Annotated in this window: 21 protein-coding genes and 1 pseudogene; 14 read left to right on the top strand and 8 right to left on the bottom strand. The window is 71.8% G+C overall.

Features of this window, described 5'->3' with window-relative positions; translation table 11 throughout:
* Positions 1-34 precede the first annotated feature (34 nt).
* Complete coding sequence (locus ADK36_RS38240; protein ID WP_048580585.1) at positions 35-619, top strand: TetR/AcrR family transcriptional regulator; 585 nt, start codon at positions 35-37, stop codon at positions 617-619.
* Here the strand turns inward: ADK36_RS38240 and ADK36_RS38235 are convergent.
* The 5 genes from ADK36_RS38235 to ADK36_RS38215 all read right to left on the bottom strand — a co-directional run bounded on the left by ADK36_RS38235 (position 606) and on the right by ADK36_RS38215 (position 6,871).
* A complete protein-coding gene (locus tag ADK36_RS38235; protein ID WP_048580586.1) occupies positions 606-1,286 on the bottom strand; it encodes an ATP-binding cassette domain-containing protein in 681 nt (226 codons plus the stop codon). The two genes, ADK36_RS38240 and ADK36_RS38235, sit on opposite strands and share 14 nt — an antisense overlap.
* Positions 1,279-2,250, bottom strand: coding sequence for an ABC transporter ATP-binding protein (locus ADK36_RS38230; RefSeq protein ID WP_234330034.1), 972 nt, complete (start codon positions 2,248-2,250; stop codon positions 1,279-1,281). Before ADK36_RS38230 ends, ADK36_RS38235 begins: the two co-directional genes overlap by 8 nt.
* Positions 2,240-4,036 carry an ABC transporter permease subunit gene (locus ADK36_RS38225; RefSeq protein ID WP_048580588.1) on the bottom strand — a complete coding sequence of 599 codons (1,797 nt, stop codon included), beginning with the start codon at positions 4,034-4,036 and terminating at the stop codon, positions 2,240-2,242. The genes ADK36_RS38230 and ADK36_RS38225 overlap by 11 nt, the downstream gene beginning before the upstream one ends.
* A gap of 17 nt (positions 4,037-4,053) precedes the next feature.
* Positions 4,054-5,550, bottom strand: coding sequence for an ABC transporter substrate-binding protein (locus tag ADK36_RS38220; protein ID WP_048580589.1), 1,497 nt, complete (start codon positions 5,548-5,550; stop codon positions 4,054-4,056).
* A 133-nt stretch (positions 5,551-5,683) separates the two neighbouring features.
* The gene (locus tag ADK36_RS38215; protein WP_048580590.1) at positions 5,684-6,871 is read right to left on the bottom strand and encodes a PucR family transcriptional regulator; all 1,188 of its coding nucleotides are present in this window, start codon (positions 6,869-6,871) and stop codon (positions 5,684-5,686) included.
* Between the two features lie 128 nt (positions 6,872-6,999).
* Here ADK36_RS38215 and ADK36_RS38210 point away from each other — a divergent pair, with 128 nt between their 5' ends.
* The 4 genes and pseudogenes from ADK36_RS38210 to ADK36_RS51090 all read left to right on the top strand — a co-directional run bounded on the left by ADK36_RS38210 (position 7,000) and on the right by ADK36_RS51090 (position 10,538).
* The gene (locus ADK36_RS38210; RefSeq protein ID WP_048580591.1) at positions 7,000-7,926 is read left to right on the top strand and encodes a proline dehydrogenase family protein; all 927 of its coding nucleotides are present in this window, start codon (positions 7,000-7,002) and stop codon (positions 7,924-7,926) included.
* Positions 7,927-7,977: 51 nt separating this feature from the next.
* Positions 7,978-9,609 carry an L-glutamate gamma-semialdehyde dehydrogenase gene (pruA, locus tag ADK36_RS38205; RefSeq protein ID WP_053200856.1) on the top strand — a complete coding sequence of 544 codons (1,632 nt, stop codon included), beginning with the start codon at positions 7,978-7,980 and terminating at the stop codon, positions 9,607-9,609.
* 70 nt (positions 9,610-9,679) lie between these two features.
* Positions 9,680-10,219 (top strand): annotated as a pseudogene (locus ADK36_RS51335) (alpha/beta fold hydrolase); the annotation flags it as partial.
* 196 nt (positions 10,220-10,415) lie between these two features.
* Positions 10,416-10,538 carry an alpha/beta fold hydrolase gene (locus ADK36_RS51090; protein ID WP_267887440.1) on the top strand — a complete coding sequence of 41 codons (123 nt, stop codon included), beginning with the start codon at positions 10,416-10,418 and terminating at the stop codon, positions 10,536-10,538.
* Between the two features lies 1 nt (position 10,539).
* Here ADK36_RS51090 and ADK36_RS38195 read toward each other — a convergent pair whose 3' ends face one another.
* Positions 10,540-10,746 (bottom strand): DUF5988 family protein, encoded by a 207-nt coding sequence (locus ADK36_RS38195; protein ID WP_030051194.1) that lies wholly within the window; start codon positions 10,744-10,746, stop codon positions 10,540-10,542.
* Between the two features lie 104 nt (positions 10,747-10,850).
* On the opposite strand from ADK36_RS38195, the gene ADK36_RS38190 reads away from it, so the two are divergent.
* On the top strand, positions 10,851-11,408 hold the full coding sequence (locus ADK36_RS38190) for a GNAT family N-acetyltransferase (protein WP_048580594.1): 558 nt from the start codon (positions 10,851-10,853) through the stop codon (positions 11,406-11,408).
* Between the two features lie 258 nt (positions 11,409-11,666).
* On the top strand, positions 11,667-11,807 hold the full coding sequence (locus ADK36_RS48425) for a hypothetical protein (RefSeq protein WP_107083653.1): 141 nt from the start codon (positions 11,667-11,669) through the stop codon (positions 11,805-11,807).
* A 49-nt stretch (positions 11,808-11,856) separates the two neighbouring features.
* Here ADK36_RS48425 and ADK36_RS38185 read toward each other — a convergent pair whose 3' ends face one another.
* On the bottom strand, positions 11,857-13,431 hold the full coding sequence (locus ADK36_RS38185; protein WP_048580595.1) for a purple acid phosphatase family protein: 1,575 nt from the start codon (positions 13,429-13,431) through the stop codon (positions 11,857-11,859).
* 165 nt (positions 13,432-13,596) lie between these two features.
* Between ADK36_RS38185 and ADK36_RS38180 the strand changes: the two genes are divergently transcribed.
* Together ADK36_RS38180 and ADK36_RS38175 are read left to right on the top strand one after the other, a co-directional pair.
* Positions 13,597-14,640 carry a 3-isopropylmalate dehydrogenase gene (locus ADK36_RS38180; RefSeq protein ID WP_048580596.1) on the top strand — a complete coding sequence of 348 codons (1,044 nt, stop codon included), beginning with the start codon at positions 13,597-13,599 and terminating at the stop codon, positions 14,638-14,640.
* A 307-nt stretch (positions 14,641-14,947) separates the two neighbouring features.
* Positions 14,948-16,036 carry a branched-chain amino acid aminotransferase gene (locus ADK36_RS38175; protein ID WP_048580597.1) on the top strand — a complete coding sequence of 363 codons (1,089 nt, stop codon included), beginning with the start codon at positions 14,948-14,950 and terminating at the stop codon, positions 16,034-16,036.
* Between the two features lie 71 nt (positions 16,037-16,107).
* On the opposite strand, the gene ADK36_RS38170 is transcribed toward ADK36_RS38175, so the two are convergent.
* Positions 16,108-17,550, bottom strand: coding sequence for a cytosine permease (locus ADK36_RS38170; RefSeq protein WP_107083654.1), 1,443 nt, complete (start codon positions 17,548-17,550; stop codon positions 16,108-16,110).
* Between the two features lie 157 nt (positions 17,551-17,707).
* Between ADK36_RS38170 and ureA the strand changes: the two genes are divergently transcribed.
* Genes ureA through ADK36_RS38145 form a run of 5 tightly spaced genes read left to right on the top strand, consistent with a single transcriptional unit; the run spans position 17,708 to position 22,298 of the window.
* Entirely contained in the window at positions 17,708-18,418 is a 711-nt protein-coding gene (ureA, locus tag ADK36_RS38165; protein WP_048580598.1) for an urease subunit gamma, read from the top strand.
* Entirely contained in the window at positions 18,415-20,124 is a 1,710-nt protein-coding gene (locus tag ADK36_RS38160; protein WP_048580599.1) for an urease subunit alpha, read from the top strand. Before ureA ends, ADK36_RS38160 begins: the two co-directional genes overlap by 4 nt.
* A gap of 9 nt (positions 20,125-20,133) precedes the next feature.
* The gene (locus ADK36_RS38155; RefSeq protein WP_053200854.1) at positions 20,134-21,183 is read left to right on the top strand and encodes an agmatine deiminase family protein; all 1,050 of its coding nucleotides are present in this window, start codon (positions 20,134-20,136) and stop codon (positions 21,181-21,183) included.
* A 9-nt stretch (positions 21,184-21,192) separates the two neighbouring features.
* Positions 21,193-21,690 (top strand): hypothetical protein, encoded by a 498-nt coding sequence (locus ADK36_RS38150; protein WP_048580601.1) that lies wholly within the window; start codon positions 21,193-21,195, stop codon positions 21,688-21,690.
* The gene (locus tag ADK36_RS38145) at positions 21,687-22,298 is read left to right on the top strand and encodes a TetR/AcrR family transcriptional regulator (RefSeq protein ID WP_048580602.1); all 612 of its coding nucleotides are present in this window, start codon (positions 21,687-21,689) and stop codon (positions 22,296-22,298) included. Before ADK36_RS38150 ends, ADK36_RS38145 begins: the two co-directional genes overlap by 4 nt.
* Positions 22,299-22,331: the final 33 nt, after the last annotated feature.

Here is a 22,331-nt window from a genome sequence, read left to right as displayed (position 1 = left end):
GGACGGGTGTATGGATCCGGAGTAGGGTGGCGCCATGGGACACCGTGAGGATCTGCTCGAAGGCGCCAAGCGCTGCCTGCTGGCCAAGGGCTTCGCGCGCACCACGGCGCGCGACATCGTCAAGGAGTCGGGGACCAACCTGGCCTCGATCGGCTACCACTACGGCTCGAAGGGCGCGCTGCTGGCGCAGGCGTACGTGTCGCTGGTCGAGGCGATGGGCGACGCCTTCGAGGGCGACGGGACCGCCGGGGCCGGCGCCGAGCCCGGCTCGGTCGAGCGGTTCCGGGAGGTGTGGTCGAACATCATCGGCACCATGCGCGAGCCCGGTTCGCTGTGGCACCTCAGTATGGAGATCGTGGTCATGGGCGACCAACTGCCCGAGGTGCGCGAGCACTTGGCGGTGGCGCAGCGGGAGGCCGGGAGGGGCCTGATTCCGTTGCTGATGGGCGGGCGGGAGGAGGACGTCCTGGACGAGACCGCGGACACCCTGGGCATGTTCTATGTGACCCTGATGACCGGGCTCATCGCCCAGTGGACCTTCGACCCCAAGTCCGCGCCCTCCGCGGAGCAGCTCACCGAAGGGCTCCGTCAGGTGATCGAGGCCGCTACCCGGAAATGACGCGGCCGTCGCGCAGCTCGATCGTCCGGTCCGCGAAATGCCGTACGACCGCCCGGTCGTGGCAGATGAACAGGTAGCCGAGGCCGAGATCGTTCTGGAGGTCGGCGAGCAGGTTCAGCACGCCGGCGCGCACCGACGGGTCGAGGGACGAGACCGGTTCGTCCAGGACCAGCAGGCGTGGCTCCGAGGCCAGCGCGCGGGCGATTCCGGCGCGTTGGCACTGACCGCCGGAGAGTTCGCCCGGGAGGCGGTCGCCGTACGACGGGTCGAGGCCCACCCGGTCGAGGAGCTCGGCGACCCGGGCCGGACCGTCGGCGGCGGTCCAGCGCCCCTGCACCTTCAGCGGTTCCGCCACCGCGTCGCGGATGCGGTGGCGGGGGCTCAGTGATCCGTACGGATCCTGGAAGACGGGCTGCATGCGCGGGCGCAGCGGGCGTAGTTCGCGTTCGTTGAGGGTCGTCAACTCCCGTCCCTCGAAGAGGACTTCACCGGCGTCCGGGCGGCGCAGCTGGAGGACCGCCAGGGCGGTGGAGGACTTGCCGCAGCCGGAGGGGCCGTTGAGGGCGAGCGTCTCGCCGGGGGCCAGGGCGAAGGAGACGCGGTCGACGGCCATGACGTCGCCGTAGCGGACGACGAGGTCGCGAACGTCGAGCAGGGCGTCACTCATAGAACAACTCCGTTGCCGTCTGCGGGAGTTCGGACCAGCTGTGGCAGGCCACCAGGCGGCCCGCCACCTCCTGCGGCTCCGGTTCCTCCTTACGGCAGGCGTCCGCCGCGAGGGGGCAGCGCGGGGTGAAGGCGCAGCCCGTCGGGAGGGCGCCCGGGGCAGGTGGGGTGCCGCGCAGGGCGGGGAGGCGGCGGCCCGGGGGTGCGTGCTGGGGGAGGGACGCCAGCAGGCCCGCCGTGTACGGGGCCCGGGGGCGGGCCAGCACCTCGTCCGCCCGGCCGAGTTCGGTGAGGCGTCCGGCGTACATGACCAGTACGCGGTCCGCGTGGTCCCGTACGACGTCCATGTCGTGGGTGACGAGGACGAGTGCGGCGCCCACGGACTCCCGCTGCTCGGCGAGGACCCGCAGCACCTGGTCGCGGCGCTCCTCGTCCAGGGCGGTGGTGGGCTCGTCGGCGACGACGATGTCGGGTTCGTTGATCGTCGCCATGGCGATGACGGCGCGCTGCCGCATGCCGCCGGAGTACTCGTGCGGATACGCCCGTGCCTTGCGGGCGGCGTCCGGGATGCCGACCCGGTCGAGCGCGGCGACCGCCCGGGCCCGGGCCTCCTTGCCGGAGACGCGGGCCACCGACCGTACGGCGGCGGCGAGTTGGTCGCCCACCGGGTGCACGGGGGAGAGGGCGGACAGGGCGTCCTGCGGGACGAGGGAGATCCGGCGGCCGCGGTGGGCGGACAGGTCCGGCTCGATCGCGCCGCTCGTGGTCGCGCCCCGCGGCAGCATGCCCAGCAGCGCCCGGGCGGTGAGGGACTTGCCCGCGCCCGACTCGCCGACGATCGCGAGGGCCTCGCGCGGGCGGACGTCGAAGGACAGGCCGCGCACGACCTCGATGCCGTCGAAGGCGATCCGCAGATCGCGCACCGAGAGCAGCGCATCGGACGAGGGGAGCACGTCAGACGGCAACGGAGGACTCCTTCCTCTTCTTCGCCGACGGCCTCTTGACCGACGGCTTCTTCGCTGCCGGCGCGCTTCGCCGTACCCTCCGGCCCTGTACGGCCGCCGCCCCCGACACCGCCAGCCCCGCCAGCAGGGCGAGCGCGATCGCCGGGGCGAGGGCCGCCCAGGGGGCGCGTTCGACGTAGGCGCGGGACTCGTCGAGCAGCAGGCCCCACTCGGGGGCGGGCGGCTGGGCGCCCAGGCCCAGGAAGCCGAGGGAGGCCAGGGCGAGGGCGATGCCGGGCAGGCGGAGCAGGGCGTGGCGGGCCACCGGGGCGGCGACGGACGGCAGGACGTGCCGGGTGAGGATCCAGAACGGGGTCGCGCCCATGGCCCGTTGGGCGGTCAGGAACGCAGACGCCCGCACCTCCTGCACCAGCGCCGCCGCGTGTGCGGCCAGGGCCGGCCAGGAGATCAGGGCGACCGCGAGGGCGGCGCCGCCGGTGCCGGGACCGGCCGCCGCGGCGACCAGGATGCCGACGATCACCGGGGGCAGGGCGTTGGCGATGTCGGCCGCGCCGGCCGCGATGCCGGGCAGGAAGCCCAGGGCGAGCGCGACCAGCAGGCTCAGCACACAGATGGCGGCGGCCGTGCCGACGGTCGAGGCGGCGCCGTGGCCGAGCCGGGCCAGCACGTCGCGGCCGAGGGCGTCGGTGCCGAGCGGGTGGGTCCAGGTGGGGGCGGCGAGGCGGGCCCCGGTGTGCAGGGTGTACGGGTCGCGCAGCAGGCCCCAGCCGATGGTCACGGCGAGGAGCGTGAGCAGAGTCAACGGGATCGCAGGGTGGGTACGGACCGGACGTGCCGGGGGCAGTGTCAGCCCGGCGTCACGCAGCGCGGGACCCAGCAGCCGTCGCCGGGTGAACGCCGCCGCCGCGCCCGCGACCAGGCCGAGCAGCAGCAGGGCCAGCACCGCCCCCTGGAGCAGCGGCAGGTCCTGCGACTTGGCCGCGCCGAGTGCCGTACGGCCGATGCCGGGCACCGCGAACACCATCTCCACCGCGACCGCGCCGCCGGTCAGGCCGACGGCGACCATCCCGAACTGCGGTACCAGCGGCGGCAGTACGCGCTTGAGGGCGGCCGCCGAGATCGTCGTACGGCGCACTCCAGCGCCCCGCCACAGCTCCACCCACCGCTCGTCGAGGACGGCGGGCAGCGCGTCCGCGACCAGCCGGCCGAGCAGGCCGCCCGCCGGGACGCCGAGCGCCAGCGCGGGCAGCACCAGATACTCGGGGCCCGCCCAGCCCGCCGTCGGCAGCCAGCCCAGCCACACCCCGCACACCAGGAGCACGACGGTGGCCAGCAGGAACTCGGGGATCGCGGCGAGCATGGCGGCGAAGGCACCGGCCGAGCCGCGCCCCCGCACCAGCACGGGCGCCACCAGGACGGCGGCCAGTACGACCGCCACCCCGAGCGCCGCGCCCATCAGCGCCAGCGACACCTGGAGGCCGGCGACGACGGACGGCAGGACGTCGGTCCCGGACACCCAGGAGGTGCCGAAGTCGCCGCGCAGCAGGTCCGAGGCCCACTTCCCCAGCAGGGAGAGGGGACCGGCGTCCAGCCCGAGGTCCTCGCGGATCGCGGACAGCGCCTCCTCGGTCGGCTCCTGCTCGGCCGACCGGGCGCGCAGCACGGTGAGGGCCGGGTCCCGCTGCGAGAGCCAGGGCAGCAGGCCGACGGTGGCGAGGACGGCGACGAGACAGACGAGGCGGGTCAGCCCGGCGGCGCCGACCAACTTCCCTGCTCTGAAGCTCACGTGACGCGGGTGGGCTTTCACTTGACGTAGGTGGCCGCCGTGACGAGCTCGCGCTCGCGCGGGTCGTGGGCCGCGCCGACGACACCGGCCGCGTCGCCCTGGATCACCCGCTCGTGGAGCATGGGTACGGCCGCGTCCTGGGCGAGTACGGCGGCCTCGGCCTCGATGACCGCCTTGCGGCGGGCGTCGCCCGCCTTGGTGTCGGAGGCCTTCCGCAGCGCCTTGTCGACCTTGCTGTCGGCGAGCTGGGAGATGTTGAAGGAGCCGTCGGAGCCGAAGTCGCTGTACAGGTAGGCGGCCGGGTCGCCGGAGTCGAGGACGGTGGCGCGGGAGAGGATGAACGCGTCGAACTTGCCCGCGAGGGCGTCCGATTCGATGTTCGCGTACTCGCGGACGTCGAGCTTCACCTTGAACCCGGCCCTCTGCAGCTGCTGCTGCAGCGTGGCGGCGACCTCGGGCAGTTCGGCCCGGTCGGTGAAGGTGCCGATGGTGATCGTCGTGCCGTCCGGCTCGCCGGCCTTCGTGTGCTTGACGGGCGTGCGCAGGTCGGCCGCCCACGGCAGCGCGGGCCCGAGCAGCCCTTCGGCGACATCCGCCCGCCCCTCGTACACGCTCTCGACGATCGACTCGGCGTCGATCGCCCCCCTGGCGGCGGCGCGCAGTGAGGCGTCCTTGAAGGCGCCGTTCTCGGTGTTCAGGTAGAGCGTGTTGGTGCGCGGCATCGGGACCTCGGTGATCAGGTCCTGGTCGAGGACGGCGGCCTGGGAGACCGGAATCGCCTCGACGATGTCGGCCTCGCCGGTACGCAGGGCGGCGGCGCGGGCGGTTCCGTCCGGCACGAACGTGACGTCGATTCCCGGGGCCTTGGCCTTGCCGCCCCAGTACTTGTCGTAGCGGTCGAGCGTGGCGGAGGCGGTGCCGCTCACCTTCGTGAGCTCGAAGGGGCCGGTGCCGGCGCCGACGGGGTTCACCGCCTTCGCCCGGTACGCCTTGGCCGCCAGGATCGACAGCTGCGGGGAGCTGAGGCGCTGCGGGACCAGGGGGTCCTCGGTGCCGGTGGTGACCGTGACCGTGTCGGCGTCCTCGGCCTTCGTGGTCAGTTCGACGCCGTCCAGGATGCGGGGCTTGGGGGAGGCGGCGGCCGCCTTCGTGAGGGAGCGTACGACCGCCTCGGCGTCCAGCTTCGTGCCGTCGTGGAAGGTGACGCCGTCGCGTATCTCGAAGGTCCAAGTACGGCCGGACTGCTGCCACTTGGTGGCCAGCGCGGGCCGGGCGTCGCCGTCCTCGTCGAGCTTCACCAGGGTCTCGGCCGTCGACCAGCGCGACAGCTTGAACGCGTCGTCCGACAGCGGCGACAGCCCGGAGCGCGGGGGCAGCATCATCGCGATACGGACGCGCTTGCCGTCCGCACCCGCGTCCCCGGCGGACTCCGCCCCGGCGAAGCAGCCGGTGAGCAGTGCGGAGACCGCGGTGAGGGCGGTGGCGGGAAGCAGACGGCGAGCGGGCAGGCGCACGGGGCCCTCCGGGTAAAGGGGCAGTCAAGACAGCGGTTGCTGCGAACCGTAGCATGATGACAATCATTTCCAATACACGGGTCCCGCTGGTCGGGCGGCTCGACGCGGCGGTTCGGGCGGCGGCTCGGCGCGGCTACAACCGCGCCCCCTTCAACGCCATGTGCAGCAACAGCCGATCCTCCCCGTCGTCCAGATCAAGCCCCGTCAGCTGCTCGACGCGGGAGAGGCGGTAGTACAGGGTCTGGCGGTGGATGCCCAGTGCGGCGGCGGTGCGGCCGGCCTGGCCCGCGCAGTCGAGGTAGGTCTCGGCGGTGCGGGCGAGTTCATGGTGGGTGGGGGAGAGGAGCTGGGCGACCGCGGGGTCCCGGGCCGCGTCCGGGGGCAGGGACGTCAGCAGGCGGTACGGGCCGATGTGCGCCCACTCCGCGATCGGGCCCAGCCGGGGCTCGGCCAGGGCGGCGCGGGCCGCGGCCGAGGACTCCTGCCAGGCGGCGGGCAGTTCGCCGAGGCCCGTGCGGGGAGCGCCGATACCGGCCGCCGAACGCAGCGCCTCGTCCTTGAGCAGCCTCGACGCCGCCGCCTGGGCCGGCGTCCGCACCTCCGCCGAGCGCAGCCGCACCAGTACGGCGAGACTCTGCCCGCTCGTCCCCCACGGCACCGTGCACAGTGCTGTCGCGTGCGGCACCGTACGCACGGACGGGGCGTCGTCGGGGTCGGCCGACGGCCAGGGGGCGACGCACACCACGGTGTGCGGGCCGTCGCCGCGGGCGCCGAGGGCAGTGCGCAGCGCCGCCACCGCCATGTCCCCCTGCCAGCCCGGCTCCGCGACCAGCACGGCCCGCAGTTCCCGGCTCAGATCCGCCCCGTGCTGCGCCTCGTCCGCGAGCAGCGCGCCGATCCGCGCGGTCACCTCCATCGCGGCCGCGAGCTGCTGCTCGGTCGGGCCCGGATCGTCGTCCAGGAGCCAGACGTAACCGAGCACGACCCCCCGATGGCGTACCGGCAGACAGATGCGCCCCCGGTACACCCCGGCCTCCGGGGTCGGCGGGATCCGCACCGGGCCGGTCGCCCGTGTGATCCCGAAGCCCTCGAACCAGGTCCGCACGGCCGCCGTGGAGCGGCGCGTGAGGATCGAGCGGGTGCGGACGGGGTCCAGGGCCGACGCGTCGAGTTCGCCCTCGCTGTCGTACGCGCCGAAGGCGATCAGCTCGAAGTCCCGGTTCTCCAGCGTCGCCGGCACCCCCAGCAGCTCCGAGATCTCGTCGACCAGCTCCTGGAAGTCACCTTTGTATTCGGACGTCACCCGGGCATTCTCCCGCATTTCCGCAAGCCCTTCATACATCTGTCTGAGATCTGCGGCACGGATGCGTGACAGCTGTCGATGGCCGACGATCGGAGGGATCCTTAGGTTTCACGGTGGTTCTATCTGCTGGTTTGTGGAGGTGCCCCGTGCTGGGTCCCGTGATTCTTGCCGCGTCGCGCAGCGACCGGATACGACGCCTGATCTCGGCGGCCCCGGGGACCAAGCAGGTCGTCGACCGGTTCATCCCCGGTGAGACGGTCGACGAGATCGTGCCGATCATCCGGGACCTGACCTCCCAGGGCCTGGAGCTGACGATGGACGTCGTCGGCGAGGACATCACCACCCCCGAGCAGGCCGAGGCCGCCCGGGACGCCTATCTGGCGCTCATCGACCGGCTGACGGAGCTGGAGCTGGGCACCAGGGCCGAGATGTCCGTCAAGCTGTCCATGTTCGGGCAGGCGCTGGACGGCGGCCACGAGCTCGCCCTCGCCAACGTCCGCCCGGTCGTCGAGGCCGCCGCCGCCATCGGTACGACGGTCACCCTCGACGCGGAGGACCACACCACCCTCGACTCGATGTTCGCCATCCACGAGGAGCTGCGGAAGGACTTCCCGCAGACCGGGTGCGTCATCCAGGCCTACCTCTTCCGCACCGAGGCCGACGCCCGCCGCCTCGCGGAGAACGGCAGCCGCGTACGGCTCGTCAAGGGCGCCTACAAGGAGCCCGCCGAGGTCGCTTACCAGCAGAAACACGAGATCGACAAGGCGTACGTCCGGGTCCTCGGGATTCTGATGGAGGGCGCCGGGTACCCGATGATCGGCTCCCACGACCCGCGCCTGATCGCCATCGCCCAGGAGCTCGCCCACCGCGTCGGCCGAAAGCTCGACGAGTACGAGTTCCAGATGCTGTACGGGATCAGGACCGACGAGCACCTGCGGCTGGCCGCCGAGGGCCACCGGATGCGCGTCTACACCGCCTACGGCACCGACTGGTACGGCTACTTCATGCGAAGGCTCGCGGAGAAGCCCGCCAACCTGCGGTTCTTCCTGCGCTCGATGGTCAGCAAGGGCTGAGCCCCACACAACGGCTCGAAACACACCGCTCAGTAAGGAGTTACGGAACCCATGGACGCTGTGACCCAGGTCCCCACCCCCGTCAACGAGCCGGTGCACGGCTACGCCCCCGGCTCGCCCGAGCGCGCCCGGCTGGAGGTCAAGCTCAAGGAGCTGGCCGAGAACCCGATCGACCTGCCCTGCACGATCGGCGGCGAGCGGCGGATGGGCGGCGGCGAGCGCCTCGACGTCGTACAGCCGCACAACCACAAGGCCCGCCTCGGCACCTACGGCAACGCCACCCAGCAGGACGCCCAGGACGCCATCGACGCGGCCCTCGCCGCCGCGCCGGCCTGGCGCGCGATGTCCTTCGACGACCGTGCCGCGATCATCCTGCGCGCCGCCGAGCTGCTGTCCGGCCCGTGGCGCGAGACGCTGGCCGCCTCCACCATGCTCGGCCAGTCCAAGACCGCCCAGCAGGCCGAGATCGACACGCCCTGCGAGCTGATCGACTTCTGGCGCTTCAACGTCAAGTACGCCCGTGACCTGCTCGCCGAGCAGCCCCCGGCCAACTCCCCGGGCGTCTGGAACCGCCTCGACCACCGCCCGCTGGAGGGCTTCGTCTACGCGATCACGCCGTTCAACTTCACGGCCATCGCGGGCAACCTGCCCACCGCGCCCGCCCTGATGGGCAACGTCGTGGTCTGGAAGCCGTCCCCGACGCAGACCCACGCCGCCGTGCTGCTGCTCCAGCTGCTGGAGGAGGCCGGTCTGCCCAAGGGCGTCATCAACCTCGTCACCGGTGACGGCATCGAGGTCTCCAAGGTGGCTCTGGAACACCGTGACCTCGCCGGCATCCACTTCACCGGCTCGACCAAGACCTTCCAGTACCTGTGGAAGACGGTCGGCAACAACATCGAGAAGTACCGCTCCTACCCGCGCATCGTCGGTGAGACCGGCGGCAAGGACTTCGTCGTCGCGCACCCGAGCGCCGACAGGGCGGTCCTGAAGACGGCCCTGACCCGCGGTGCCTTCGAGTACCAGGGCCAGAAGTGCTCGGCGACCTCCCGGGCGTACATCCCGGCGTCGATCTGGAACTCCGGCTTCAAGGAAGAGTTCGCGGCCGAGGTCGACTACATCACCATGGGTGACGTCACCGACCTGTCCAACTTCATCGGCGCCGTCATCGACGAGCGTGCCTTCGCCAAGAACAAGGCCGCCATCGACCGCGCCAAGTCCGACCCGACCTGCACGATCGTCGCGGGCGGCTCCTACGACGACTCGGTCGGCTACTTCGTCCGCCCGACCGTCGTCGAGTGCACCGACCCGGAGAACGAGGTCTTCACCACCGAGTACTTCGGCCCGTTCCTCGCCGTGTACGTCTACGAGGACGACCGGTACGACGAGATGCTGGAGCAGATGGAGTCGGTGTCCGCGTACGCTCTGACCGGCTCGGTCATCTCCGGCGACCGCGCCGCGGCGGCGTACACGATGGAGAAGCTGCGCTACGCGGCCGGCAACTTCTACATCAACGACAAGTCGACCGGAGCCGTCGTCGGCCAGCAGCCCTTCGGCGGCGGCCGGGCCTCCGGCACCAACGACAAGGCCGGCGCCCCGCAGAACCTGATGCGCTGGACGCTGACCCGCGCCATCAAGGAGACGCTGGTCGCGCCGACCGACTACGGCTACCCGCACATGGGCTGACGACCAGTCAGAGTGCCTGAGGGTTGGGGCATGAGCGTTGAGGGCCGGGCGATTCGCCCGGCCCTCGCGCATGTCGGGACCGGGGAGACTGTCCACCATGACGGAGACGGTGACCACCGACGACGGGGCGAGGCTCTGGACCTCGCGGACGGGCCGGGGCCGGCCCTTGGTCCTCTGCCACGGCGGCCCGGGTCTGTGGGACATGTTCGAGGACGTGGCCGCGATGCTCGCCGACCTGGCCACGGTCGTCCGCTGGGACCAGCGCGGATGCGGCCGGTCGGAGCGGAGCGCGGGCCCGTGGACCACCGACCGCTTCGTGGCCGATCTGGACGCCGTACGACGGCACCACGCGCTCGACCGGATGGTGCTGCTCGGCCACTCCTGGGGTGCGCAACTGGCGCTGAGCTACGCGCTGGCCCACCCGGAGCGGGTCGCCGCGCTCGTGTACGTGAGCGGTACGGGCATCGACCCGGTGTCGTCCTGGCGCGGCCCGTTCGAGGAGAACTTCCTCGCCAGGCTCGACGAGGTGCCCGAACGGCTCGCCCGCTGGCGGGAGTTGCCGGACGGGGACCGTGAGCGGGCGGTGCTGCACTGGACCGTCGAGTTCGAGGACCGGGGGCGGGCGCTGCAGCACGCCGAGCGGATGGCCGATCCCTGGTTCGGGATCAACCACGAGTGCGGCAGGGCCCCTGAACGCCGAGACGAAACGGACCTGGGGCACGCCCGGGCTCCACGCCGCCTGCCAGGCCCTGGACCTGCCCGTCCTCATCGTCGACGGGGAGCGGGACATCCGGCCGCGCCGGGCCGTGGACTCACTGGAGCGGGCGCTGCCGAACGTGACCCGGGTGACCCTGCCCGGCGCCGGGCACCTGCCGTGGGTGGAGGATCCGAAGGGCTTCCGGGCGGCAGTGGCGGCCGCGCTGGGCTGACCTACTCGGCGATCTCCGTCCGCTCCCACCACACGTACACGGGCAGCTTGCCCTCGGGCGTGTCCGCCTGCCGCGCCGTCGGCCGGAAGTGCTCGTATCCACCGCGGAGCTTGATCTTCACGTCCGGGCCGGGCAACGGGGTCGGGACGATCCGGTCGGGCAGGTCGTCCGGGCCGCCCTCAAGGAACACTTGCGCCGTGTCGTTCATGACCTCACCGTTCCCCTCGCGGTCACCGTATGTCCCGTGCCGCGCGGAGGATCGGCGGAGGATCAGCCGAGTGGGCGATCCGCCACCGTACGGATACTGGGTGGATGACACCGACCCCGCCCGCCCGCACGCCGCGCACCGCACACACCGCCGACCTCACCTCCGACGAACTGCGGGCCGTCCGCGCCCTGTTGGACGACGCCTTCGACGGGGACTTCTCCGACGAGGACTGGGACCACGGGCTCGGCGGCGTCCATGCCCTCGTCCACGACGACGCCGGCCGGCTCGTCGCGCACGGTTCGGTGGTCATGCGGCGGGTCCGGCACCGGGAGCGGTGGCTGCGGGTCGGGTACGTCGAGGCCGTCGCCGTACGGCCCGACGCGCGCCGGACGGGGCTCGGCGGCCGGGTGATGGCGGAGCTGGAGCGGGTGATCGACCGGGCGTACGACGCGGGGATGCTGTCCGCGAGCGACGAGGGGGCCGCGCTGTACGCCGCCCGCGGCTGGACGGTGTGGAGCGGGCGGGTCTGCGCGCTGGGCACCGAGGGCGTCATGCATCTGCCGGACGAGGAGGGCACGACGTTCGTGCGGCCCGCCCTCGCCGGCCCGCTCGACCCGGCGTTCGAGCTGGTCTTCGACTGGCGGGACGGGGACGTGCTCTGACGGGAAGACGGTAAAAGGCCAGGTCAGTGGCGTGTGACCCACTCCGCCGTCTCAGATAGTAGGAAGTCCGAGTAATTGTGGAGACAGACGCGCCATCCTCCCTTAACTTTGTAGAAGCCGAACGTCTCGCTCGATCAAGCGAATGGCGGTCGTGAGCCGGGCCCCGTGCAGGCAACCCCTGCGGCACCGCTCCCCGCCCCATCCGGCGTCTCGTAACCCCTTTCCGCACTCCCGGATTGTCGAAGGAGTCGATTTCCCATGGCCGAGACGACCGCCCGCCGTCGAGTCCGTCACCTCTCCCGTACGAGCGAGTCCGACCGAAAGAACGCCGCCGCCGCTCTCCAGCGCGCCCTCGACCGCAGGGACAACGGGGGCGCCACCGGCCATCAGGCGGCGTGAACGCTCCGCCGGCAGTGTCGATGTGCGGCTGAGCGCCCCTTTGGGGGACTCAGCCGCCGCGACGCACCTCGAAGTGGTCGATGCGCTCCCCGCTCTGTGCCAGCGCCGACACCTTCAGCCGGGGCTTCGCGCCGCTCTCCGCCTCCACCGAGAGGAAGGAGAAGCCCCGGTACCGCACCCGTGACCACTCCACGCTTTCCGCCTTGGTGTCGCGTGACCTGGTCCACTTGAACGTGGCGACGGACTCCCGCTCGCTCACGTGCCCCTCGTAGCTCTCCTCGACGCCCGCCGGGAAGCCGTACAGTTCCTTGCCGCCCCCGCCGGCCGTGACGTAGACGATGCCGTCCCGCGTCGGGTCCGTGGACGCGCCGATCGGCACCTGCCTGCCGACCTCGCCGTTCTTGATGGCGTCCGTCCGCTCGTAGACGTGGTTGTGCCCGTTGATCACCAGGTCCACCTGGTGCCGGGCGAACAGCGGGACCCACTCGGCCCGCACACCCCCGTCGGACGCGTGCGTGGACGTCGAGTACGCGCAGTGGTGGAAGTAGACGACGACGAAGTCGACGTCCTTCGCCGCCCGCAGCTCACCGAGCCGCTCGTCCAGCCACTTCGTCTGGCGGCCGTCCGTGTGCCCCCGGTTGGCGGGGATCTCGTACGACACGTCGTTCGCGTCCAGCGCCACGAAGCCGACGTTGCCGTAGGTGAAGGAGTACGCGCCCGGGGTCGCCCGGGGGTCGAAGCCGCTCTCCGGCAGGGACCAGCGGGCCAGCTGGCCGCCGTAGCCGTCCGGCGAGTACCAGGCCTCCATGTCGTGGTTGCCGGTCGTCACCATCCACGGCACCGACTTGGACACCGACTCGGTCTGCTTCAGATACAGGTCCCAGAAGCCGGGGTCGTAGGCGTCCGACTCCTTGCCGAGGCCCTTGACGTTGGCATAGCAGATGTCGCCCGCGTGCAGATGGAAGGCAGGGTTCCGGCGCAGCAGGACGTGGTCGTTGGCGGACGCGGCCTCGCTGACGCCCTGGTCGCCGAAGGCCGTGAAGGTGAAGGTCTCCGGGGTCGCCGGGGCGGTCCGGAAGTCGGCGATCGTCGAGCGGTTCCGGGGTGAGGCAGGGTCGAAGCCTTCGTGGCCCACGCCGTAGTAGTACGTCGTGCCGGGGCGCAGGCCGTCCAGCGCCGCGTGGAGGTAGTACTGCTCCAGCGCCGCGCGAATGCCCCGCAGTTCCGGTGTGCGCAGATCGCGGACCTCGGCCTCGATCCGGCGGCTCAGGTCGTCGGGGCGCAGACCGACCCGGATATACGGCCCCCGCACCGCGGCCGGCACCTGCCAGGAGATCCGCATCTGGGTTTTGGGGTCGGCGCCGAAGGCGAGATGGCGGCCGAAGGGGGCGACGGCGGAACCCGGCACCCTGGTGAGGGTGGACGCGGGCGCCGACGCGGAGGACGTCGTACCGGACGCACCCGATCCCGGCCCCGAGCAGCCGGTCAGCAGACCGCCCGCCACCGCGCCCGCCGTCACCAGCGTGCGGCGCCGGGACAGTTTTGTACGGAGGTACTCGTGCTGTTCCGCCATGCTCATACGGCGGGCGAGCTGCGGGGGGATGCCGAAGTCGGGAAGGTCCATGGGAGGGAAGTTCCCAGCGGAGGCCAACACCCGCCCTACATACGGGTGAACGCGGGTCGACGCGCAAGCGCAGACCCCCCGCCGTGCCCGCACCGCACCGCCGACGCGATGTCCGTATGGCGGACATCGTGTGTCATCCCATGGGACGAGGAGTAGGGTGCCGACATGTCTCGCAGCCTCAATCTCGCAGTGATTCCCGGTGACGGCATCGGCCAGGAGGTCGTGGCCGAAGGTCTGAAGGTGCTCTCCGCCGTCCTTCCGCAGGATGTGAAGCTGGAGACCAAGGAGTTCGACTTCGGCGCCAAGCGCTACCACGCCACGGGTGAGACCCTCACCGACGCGGACATCGCCGCCCTGAAGAAGCACGACGCCATCCTGCTCGGCGCGATCGGTGACCCGTCGGTCCCGTCCGGTGTCCTGGAGCGCGGCTTCCTGCTGAAGCTCCGCTTCCTCTTCGACCACCACGTCAACCTGCGTCCGTCGAAGCTCCTCCCGGGCGTCGCCACCCCGCTCGCCGGCCAGCCCGAGATCGACTTCATCGTCGTCCGCGAGGGCACCGAGGGCCCGTACACCGGCAACGGCGGCACCATCCGCAAGGGCACCGAGCACGAGGTCGCCACCGAGGTCTCCGTCAACACGGCCTTCGGTGTCGAGCGCGTCGTCCGTGACGCCTTCGCCCGAGCCCAGGCCCGGCCGCGCAAGAAGCTCACGCTGGTCCACAAGAACAACGTGCTGGCCTTCGCGGGTCACCTGTGGACGAACGTCTTCAACAAGGTGGCCGAGGAGTTCCCCGAGGTCACCACCGACTACATCCACGTCGACGCCGCGACGATCTACCTGGTCACCGACCCGGGCCGGTTCGACGTGATCGTCACCGACAACCTCTTCGGCGACATCATCACCGACCTCGCCGCGGCCGTCTCCGGCGGCATCGGCGTCGCCGCGAGCGGGAACATCAACCCGAGCGGCGAGTTCCCCTCGATGTTCGAGCCGGTCCACGGTTCCGCGCCCGACATCGCCGGCCAGGGCAAGGCCGACCCGACCGCCACGGTGCTGTCCGTCGCCCTGCTCCTGCGCCACCTCGGCTACGACGCCGAGGCCGCCCGCATCGACGAGGCGGTCTCCGCCGACCTCGCCGAGCGCACCGGCAAGCCCGCCCGCAGCACGTCGGAGATCGGCGACGCGCTGGCCGTACGAGTAGCCGGCTGAGGCCCGTCGCGCACTCGAACTTCCCTCCTCTCGAATTCGCTCGAGAGGGGGACCCCCATCGAAGCCGCCGGGTCACTCCGCACCCGGCGGCTTCCCCATGTCCGCCGCCGGGTGACACCATCAACCCCTGGATCGCGATTTAACGCCGATCACGTCGAACAGGCCGATTTCTTCCACGGCACCCGCTTGCGATAATCGAACGCGGAGCCGCGGTACGAAGGAATGCTCGGACGTCCTAGCACTGGCCACAGGCAGTACTGGCGTGATCGCGGCCCGCCACAACGAAACCGGTGAAGGACATCTACTCATGACGACGCCCACGATCGAGCTCAAGCCGTCCGCCAGCCCGCTCGCCACCGCCGACCGCGAGGCGATACTGGCCAACCCGGGCTTCGGCCGCCACTTCACCGACCACATGGTGACGATCAAGTGGACCGAGGGCCGCGGCTGGCACGACGGCCAGCTCGTGCCGTACGCGCCGATCTCGCTCGACCCGGCCACGATGGTCCTGCACTACGCGCAGGAGATCTTCGAGGGCCTCAAGGCGTACCGCCAGCCCGACGGGTCCGTCGCCACGTTCCGTCCGGAGAAGAACGCCCAGCGCTTCCAGTCCTCCGCCCGCCGGCTCGGCATGCCGGAGCTGCCGGTCGAGACGTTCATCGAGGCGTGCGACGCGCTGGTGAGCCAGGACCAGGCATGGGTCCCGGCGCACGGTGGCGAGGAGTCCCTCTACCTGCGTCCGTTCATGTTCGCGACGGAGGTCGGCCTGGGCGTGAAGCCCGCCAGCGAGTACCTGTTCATGGTCATCGCCTCCCCGGCCGGCGCCTACTTCCCCGGCGGCGTCAAGCCGGTGTCCATCTGGGTCTCCGAGGATCACGTCCGCGCCGTGCCGGGCGGCATGGGCGACGCGAAGACGGGCGGCAACTACGCCGCGTCCCTGCTGGCCCAGGCCGAGGCCGCCGCCGAGGGCTGCGCCCAGGTCTGCTACCTCGACGCGGTGGAGCGCAAGTGGGTCGAGGAACTCGGCGGCATGAACCTGTACTTCGTGTACGGAGACAAGATCATCACCCCGTCCCTCACCGGCTCCATCCTGGAGGGCGTCACCCGTGACTCCCTCCTGTCCGTCGCCCGTGACCTCGGCTACGAGGCCGAGGAGGGCCGCATCTCCGTCGACCAGTGGCAGCGCGACTCGGAGAACGGCACCCTCACCGAGGTCTTCGCCTGCGGTACGGCGGCGGTCATCACCCCGGTCGGCACCGTCAAGCGCACGGGCGCGCAGTGGCAGCAGGGCGACGGCGAGCCCGGCGAGGTCACGCTGAAGCTCCGCCGGGCCCTCCTCGACATCCAGCGGGGCACTGCCGTGGACCAGCACGGGTGGATGCACAAGCTGGGCTGACTGGTGCTCGGCGTTGAGGCCGGGGGTCTGGGGGCTGCCGAGGGCTGCCGCCCCCAGACCCCCGCTTCGGCCTAAACGGCCTCGTCCTCAAACGCCGGACGGGCTGAGAACGCCGCCCCCGGGCTCTGCTGAGAGCGAGCCCGGGGCTGCAGCAGCAGGTACGCCACACCCCCCACCGCCCCCGACAGCAGGAAACTGCAGTCCACCCCGCCCGTCAGCCCCAGCAGCGGCCCCTCGTACGACGGGAGGGAGACGGCCAGCAGGCCGACCGTCGCGCCCATCGCCCAGGACGCGGTCGCCGGGATGTTCCAGCCGGCCCGGTACCAGTAGATCCCGCCCCGTGCCCGGCGGTTGAAGACCTGGAGGGCCTCCGCGTCGTACACGCCACGGCACCGGGCGAAGCCGATCAGGGTGATGACCGCCCAGGGGGTGCCGATCGCCGTCAGCAGCAGCACGAAGGACGTCATCGCGTCCTGGGCGCTGGAGGCGTAGTGGCCGACGAAGACGCAGGCGGTCGCGACGACCGCGACGGCGTAGGTGGCCCGGGCGCGGGAGGCGCGCGGGAGGATGGCGTCCAGGTCGAGGCCCATGGAGTAGAGCATCAGGCCCGCGTTGCCGACCGAGCCCGCGGACGCGGCCAGCAGGAGCGGGACCAGGTACCAGGCGGGCGAGGCGGAGACCAGCGGTCCGGCGTAGTCGAGGGCCGCCCGGGCCGCGTACGCCGTGAAGGTGCCGAACAGCTGGGGGATCAGCAGGCCCAGGAGCAGGCCGAGCCAGGTCGCGTGCAGCACCCGGCGTGAGGTGTGGCGGGCCGGGGAGATGTAGCGGGTGTAGTCGCCGAGCAGGGTGATGAAGGCGATCGGGCCGGACAGACCCGCGGCCACCGTCGCCAGCAGCCACGTCGGCCAGAAGCCGCCCAGCAGATGGCCGCCCGCCTCCGGCAGCGCGGCGGTCGTGAAGTGCGGGGCGTAGGCGACGACGCCGAGGACCAGCAGGGCCGTCATGCCGACCGCGAGGACGCGGGACAGGGCGAGCAGCACCCGGTAGCCGTACACCGCGCCCGCGACGGTCGCCGCGGCGAGCAGTCCGTAGACCACGCCGTACGACACTCCGCTCGCCGGCAGCCCGAACAGCCGGCCCAGCACGCCCACCATCACATCGCCGCCGATCCACACGGTCAGGGCCGTGTAGCCGAGGGCGAGCAGGAGGCCGACCACCGAGCCGACCAGTCTGCCGCGCACGCCGAACTGGGCGCCGGAGGAGGTGGACAGGTTCGTCGCCGTGCGCAGGGAGATCAGGGCGAGCGGGGCGGTCAGGGCCGTGCCGGCCACCGTGCCGACCACGATCGAGCTCACCGACGCCCACCAGTCCAGGCCGAACGACGGCGGCAGCCAGCCGAAGACGATCACTCCGAGGCAGAGGTTCGAGCCCAGCAGGATCGAGACGAGGTCCCGAGGCCCGCTGGTGCGTTCCTCGTCGGGGATGGTGTCGACTCCGCGCTGTTCCATCGGCATGGCAGGTCTCCTTTGATCGGCCGCCCGGGGCAGTCCCCAGAGTTAGAGCGACGTTCAATCTGAGCCATGCTGGCTCATCGGTCAACACTTTCTTTCTACGGAATCTCGTGTTTAGAGTGATGCTCTAAAGTGGGCGAGGCAAGGAGGTGCCCGGGTCATGAGACTCACCCCCACCGAACGTGACCGGCTGCTGCTCTTCGGAGCCGCCGAGCTGGCCCGGGCGCGCAGGGCCCGCGGGCTCCGGCTGAACGTCCCGGAGGCGACCGCGCTGATCGCGGACACCGTGTGCGAGGCCGCCCGCGACGGGGTCCGGCTCGCCGAGGCCATCGAGCGTGCCCGCTCCGTGCTGGGCCCGGACGACGTGCTGCCGGGCGTCGCGGACGTCGTCACCGAGGTGCATGTCGAGGCCGTCTTCGACGACGGTTCGCGACTCGCGGTCGTGTCCGACCCCCTCGGCGGCGGGCTGGGGCCGCAGGCCCCGGGCGCGCTGCTGCCGGGGCCCGAGCACGCCGAGCCGGAGGCGGTCGTACGGCTGACGGTCACCAACACCGCCACCGTGCCCGTCTCCGTGACCTCCCACTTCCACTTCTTCGAGGCCAACCCGCGGCTCGACTTCGACCGGGGCGCCGCCTACGGCATGCGGCTCGCCGTGCCGGCGGGGTCGTCGACGCGCTTCGGGCCGGGGGAGCGCGTCGAGGTCGGGCTTGTGCCGATCGGGGGCGACCGGATCGCGATCGGGTTCGCGGGGCTCGTCGACGGGGCGCTGGACGCGCCCGGTGCCCGCGAGGAGGCACTGCGCCGCGCCGCCGCCTGCGGCTACCTCGGCGTCACGGAAACAGCTGATCAGGAGCAGGAGGTCGAGCGATGAGCCGCCCCGGAGGCCACCCGGCACAGGCCCGCCGTCTCACCCCGTACGAGTACGCCGCCACCCACGGCCCCCGCGCCGGCGACCGCGTCCGCCTCGGCGACTCGGGTCTGACCATCCGCGTCGAGTCGGACTCCCAGCGGTACGGCGACGAGTTCCTCGCCGGGTTCGGCAAGACCGCCCGGGACGGACTGCACCTCAAGGCCGCCGCCGTCCGGGAGACCTGTGACGTCGTCATCAGCAACGTGGTGGTGATCGACGCGGCGCTCGGGATCCGGAAGGTCTCCATCGGGATCAGGGAGGGCCGGATCTGCTCGATCGGGCGGGCCGGCAACCCCGACACCCTCGACGGGGTCGACGTCGTGGTCGGCACGGGCACCTCGATCGTGTCCGGCGAGGGGCTCATCGCCACCGCCGGGGCCGTCGACACGCATGTGCACCTGCTGTCGCCGCGTGTCATGGAGGCCTCGCTCGCGTCCGGCGTGACCACGATCATCGGGCAGGAGTTCGGGCCGGTGTGGGGCGTCGGCGTCAACTCGCCGTGGGCGCTGCGGCACGCGTTCGGCGCCTTCGACGCCTGGCCGGTCAACATCGGCTTCCTGGGGCGCGGTTCGTCGTCGTCCTCCGCGCCCCTGGTGGAGGCCCTCGCCGAGGGCGGTGCCTCCGGCTTCAAGGTGCACGAGGACATGGGTGCCCACACCCGGGCCTTGGACACGGCCCTGCGCGTCGCCGAGGAACACGACGTCCAAGTGGCCCTGCACAGCGACGGGCTGAACGAGTGCCTGTCGGTCGAGGACACCCTGCGCGTCCTGGAGGGCCGCACGATCCACGCCTTCCACATCGAGGGCTGCGGCGGCGGACACGTCCCGAACGTCCTGAAGATGGCGGGCGTCCCGAACGTCATCGGCTCCTCCACCAACCCCACCCTGCCCTTCGGCCGGGACGCGGTCGCCGAGCACTACGGCATGATCGTCTCGGTCCACGACCTGAAGACCGACCTGCCGGGCGACGCCGCCATGGCCCGCGACCGCATCCGCGCCGGGACCATGGGCGCCGAGGACGTACTGCACGACCTGGGCGCGATCGGCATCACCTCGTCGGACGCCCAGGGCATGGGCCGGGCCGGCGAGACGGTCCGCCGTACGTTCGCGATGGCCGGGAAGATGAAGGCCGAGTTCGGCGCCCCCGACGAGCACGACAACGAGCGCGTCCTGCGCTACATGGCCAAGCTGACCATCAACCCGGCCATCGCCCACGGCCTCGCCCACGAGGTCGGATCGATCGAGGTCGGCAAGCTGGCCGACATCGTGCTGTGGCGGCCGGAGTACTTCGGCGCCAAGCCGCAGCTGGTGCTGAAGTCCGGGTTCCCGGCGTACGGCGTGGTGGGCGACCCCAACGCCGCGACCGACACCTGCGAACCGCTCGTCCTGGGGCCGCAGTTCGGGGCGTACGGGGCCACGCCCGCCGACATCTCGGTCGCCTTCGTCGCGCAGGCCGCCGTCGACCAGGGGGGCGACTCGATGCCCACCCGCAGAAGGAGGGTCGCCGTCCGGGGCACCCGTGGCATCGGGCCCGCCGACCTGCGCCTCAACTCCCGTACCGGAGCCGTCGACGTTGACCAGCGCACCGGACTGGTCACCCTCGACGGCGATCCGCTGCGCTCCGAGCCGGCCGACTCCGTCTCCCTCAACCGCCTCTACTTCCTCTAAGGACCCCCCATGTCTGCTGCCTCCGACGGCTTCCGTATGCCCGCCGAGTGGGCCCCGCACGAGCGCACCTGGATGGCCTGGCCGGGGCCGAACGTGACCTTCGAGGACCCCGGGGATCTCGTGGCCGCCCGTCTGGCCTGGGCGTCGGTCGCCCGTGCCGTGCGCCGCTTCGAACCGGTGACGGTGGTGTGCGGCCCGGGGCAGTCCGAGGAGGCCCGGACGCTGCTCGGGCCGGGTGTGGAGACCGTCGAGCGGGACCTCGACGACGCCTGGATGCGGGACATCGGCCCCACCTTCCTGACCAACGGCGCCGGTGAACTCGCGGCCGTCGACTGGACGTTCAACGGCTGGGGCGCGCAGGACTGGGCGAGCTGGGAGCACGACGCGAAGATCGCCGCGCATGTCTCCGACCTGGCCGGCTCGACGAGGACGTACGCCTCGAAGCTGGTGAACGAGGGCGGTGCGATCCATGTCGACGGCGAGGGGACGGTCCTGCTCACCGAGACCGTCCAGCTCGGGCCGGAGCGCAATCCGCAGTGGACGCGGGCGGAGGTGGAGGCCGAGATCCACGCCATGCTCGGCACCCGCAAGGCGATCTGGCTGCCGCGCGGCCTGACCGGCGACTACCCGCCGTACGGCTTCGGCACCCTCGGGCACGTCGACATCGTCGCCGCGTTCGCCCGCCCCGGCGTGGTCGTCGCCCATGTGCAGCCGGACCCGGCGCACCCCGACCACGAGGTGACCCGGGAGGTCGTCGGCCTGCTGAAGGCGCAGACCGACGCGCGCGGCCGCCGCCTGGAGGTCGTCGAGGTGCCCGCCCCGACCGTCCTGGAGGCGGACGGCCACTGGGCCGACTACTCCTACATCAACCACTACCTCTGCAACGGCGGCGTCGTGCTGTGCGGCTTCGACGACCCGCGCGACGAGATCGCGGCCGGCATCTTCCGCCGGCTGTTCCCGGAGCGGACGGTGACACTCGTCGACGCCCGGACGATCTTCGCGGGCGGCGGCGGCATCCACTGCATCACCCAGCAGCAGCCGAGGACGGTCGTCAGGTAGAACGTACGGGTGAACGTACTGCTGCTCTGCACCGCCTGCGGCCGCCCTCTCAGCGAACCGCTGCGCCTGCTGCCCGAGCTGCCCGCGCGCCCCGAGTACGACGGGCGGAAGAACTCCGACGGCTCGCATCGTGCCCCGTCCACCGTGCCGCGCGGCACCTACGCGGTGGACCCCGAGCCGTCCGGGGCACCCTTCGTGCCGCATCCGGACCCGGAGTGGGCGGGGGCGGCGGTCCCGGGGGTCAGCATGTCGGACCCCGACGGCGACGGGTTCCTGATGTCGGCCGGGCCCCGGGACACCCTGGTGGTCCACCGCGAGGACACCGTCGGATTCCTGGCGTCCAACCCCGCCGTGGAGGAGATCGGCTGCTGTGGCTCGCCCGGACTGGAGGGACCGAACCGGGTGTGCCCGGGGTGCGGGGCGGAGGTGGCGACGCTGTTCGCCGACTGCTCCGGGCCGTTCGAGACGCACTTCCTGCCCGACGCCGTGCGGGTGACCCCCGTATGACCACCCCGGGAGCCCGTCGCCGTACCCCGGCCCCGCCCCGTGCGGACGTCCTCGCCGCGGCCATGGAGATGATCGCCGAGCGCGGCCTGGAGAAGCTGACCATGGCCGCGCTCGGGCGTGAGGTCGGCATGAGCAGCGGCCATCTCCTCTACTACTTCCACTCCAAGGACGAGTTGCTGCTGCGCACCCTGGAGTGGAGCGAGGGCCGGCTCGGCGCCGAGCGCGGCCGGTTGCTCACGCGGGCCTCCTCGGTCCGCGCACGGATCGAGGCGTATGTCGACCTGTACGTCCCCGAGGGCCACCGCGACCCGCACTGGACGCTGTGGCTGGAGGTCTGGAACCGCTCGCAGAACGCCGACGACGACGCCCGCGACCGCCAGGCCGCGATCGAGGGCGCCTGGCACCGCGACCTGGTGGCCCTGCTGGCGGAGGGGGTGTCCAGGGGCGAGTTCCGGCGGATCGACCCGGACCGGTTCGCGGCGCGGCTGCGGGCCCTGCTCGACGGGTTCTCCATCCATGTGGCGATCGGGCTGCGGGGCACGGACCGGGCGCAAGTTCTCAGCCACGTACGGGAGTTCCTCGACGAAAGTCTCCTCGCGGACTCCTGAGCTCACGTCCTGGTTGTACGCAATTTTGCGGAT

Source organism: Streptomyces viridochromogenes, assembly GCF_001270495.1.
GTDB classification, from domain to species: domain Bacteria; phylum Actinomycetota; class Actinomycetes; order Streptomycetales; family Streptomycetaceae; genus Streptomyces; species Streptomyces viridochromogenes_A.
The sequence above is the reverse complement of the archived record's forward strand: the minus strand, read 5'-3'. Positions and strand labels throughout refer to the sequence as shown.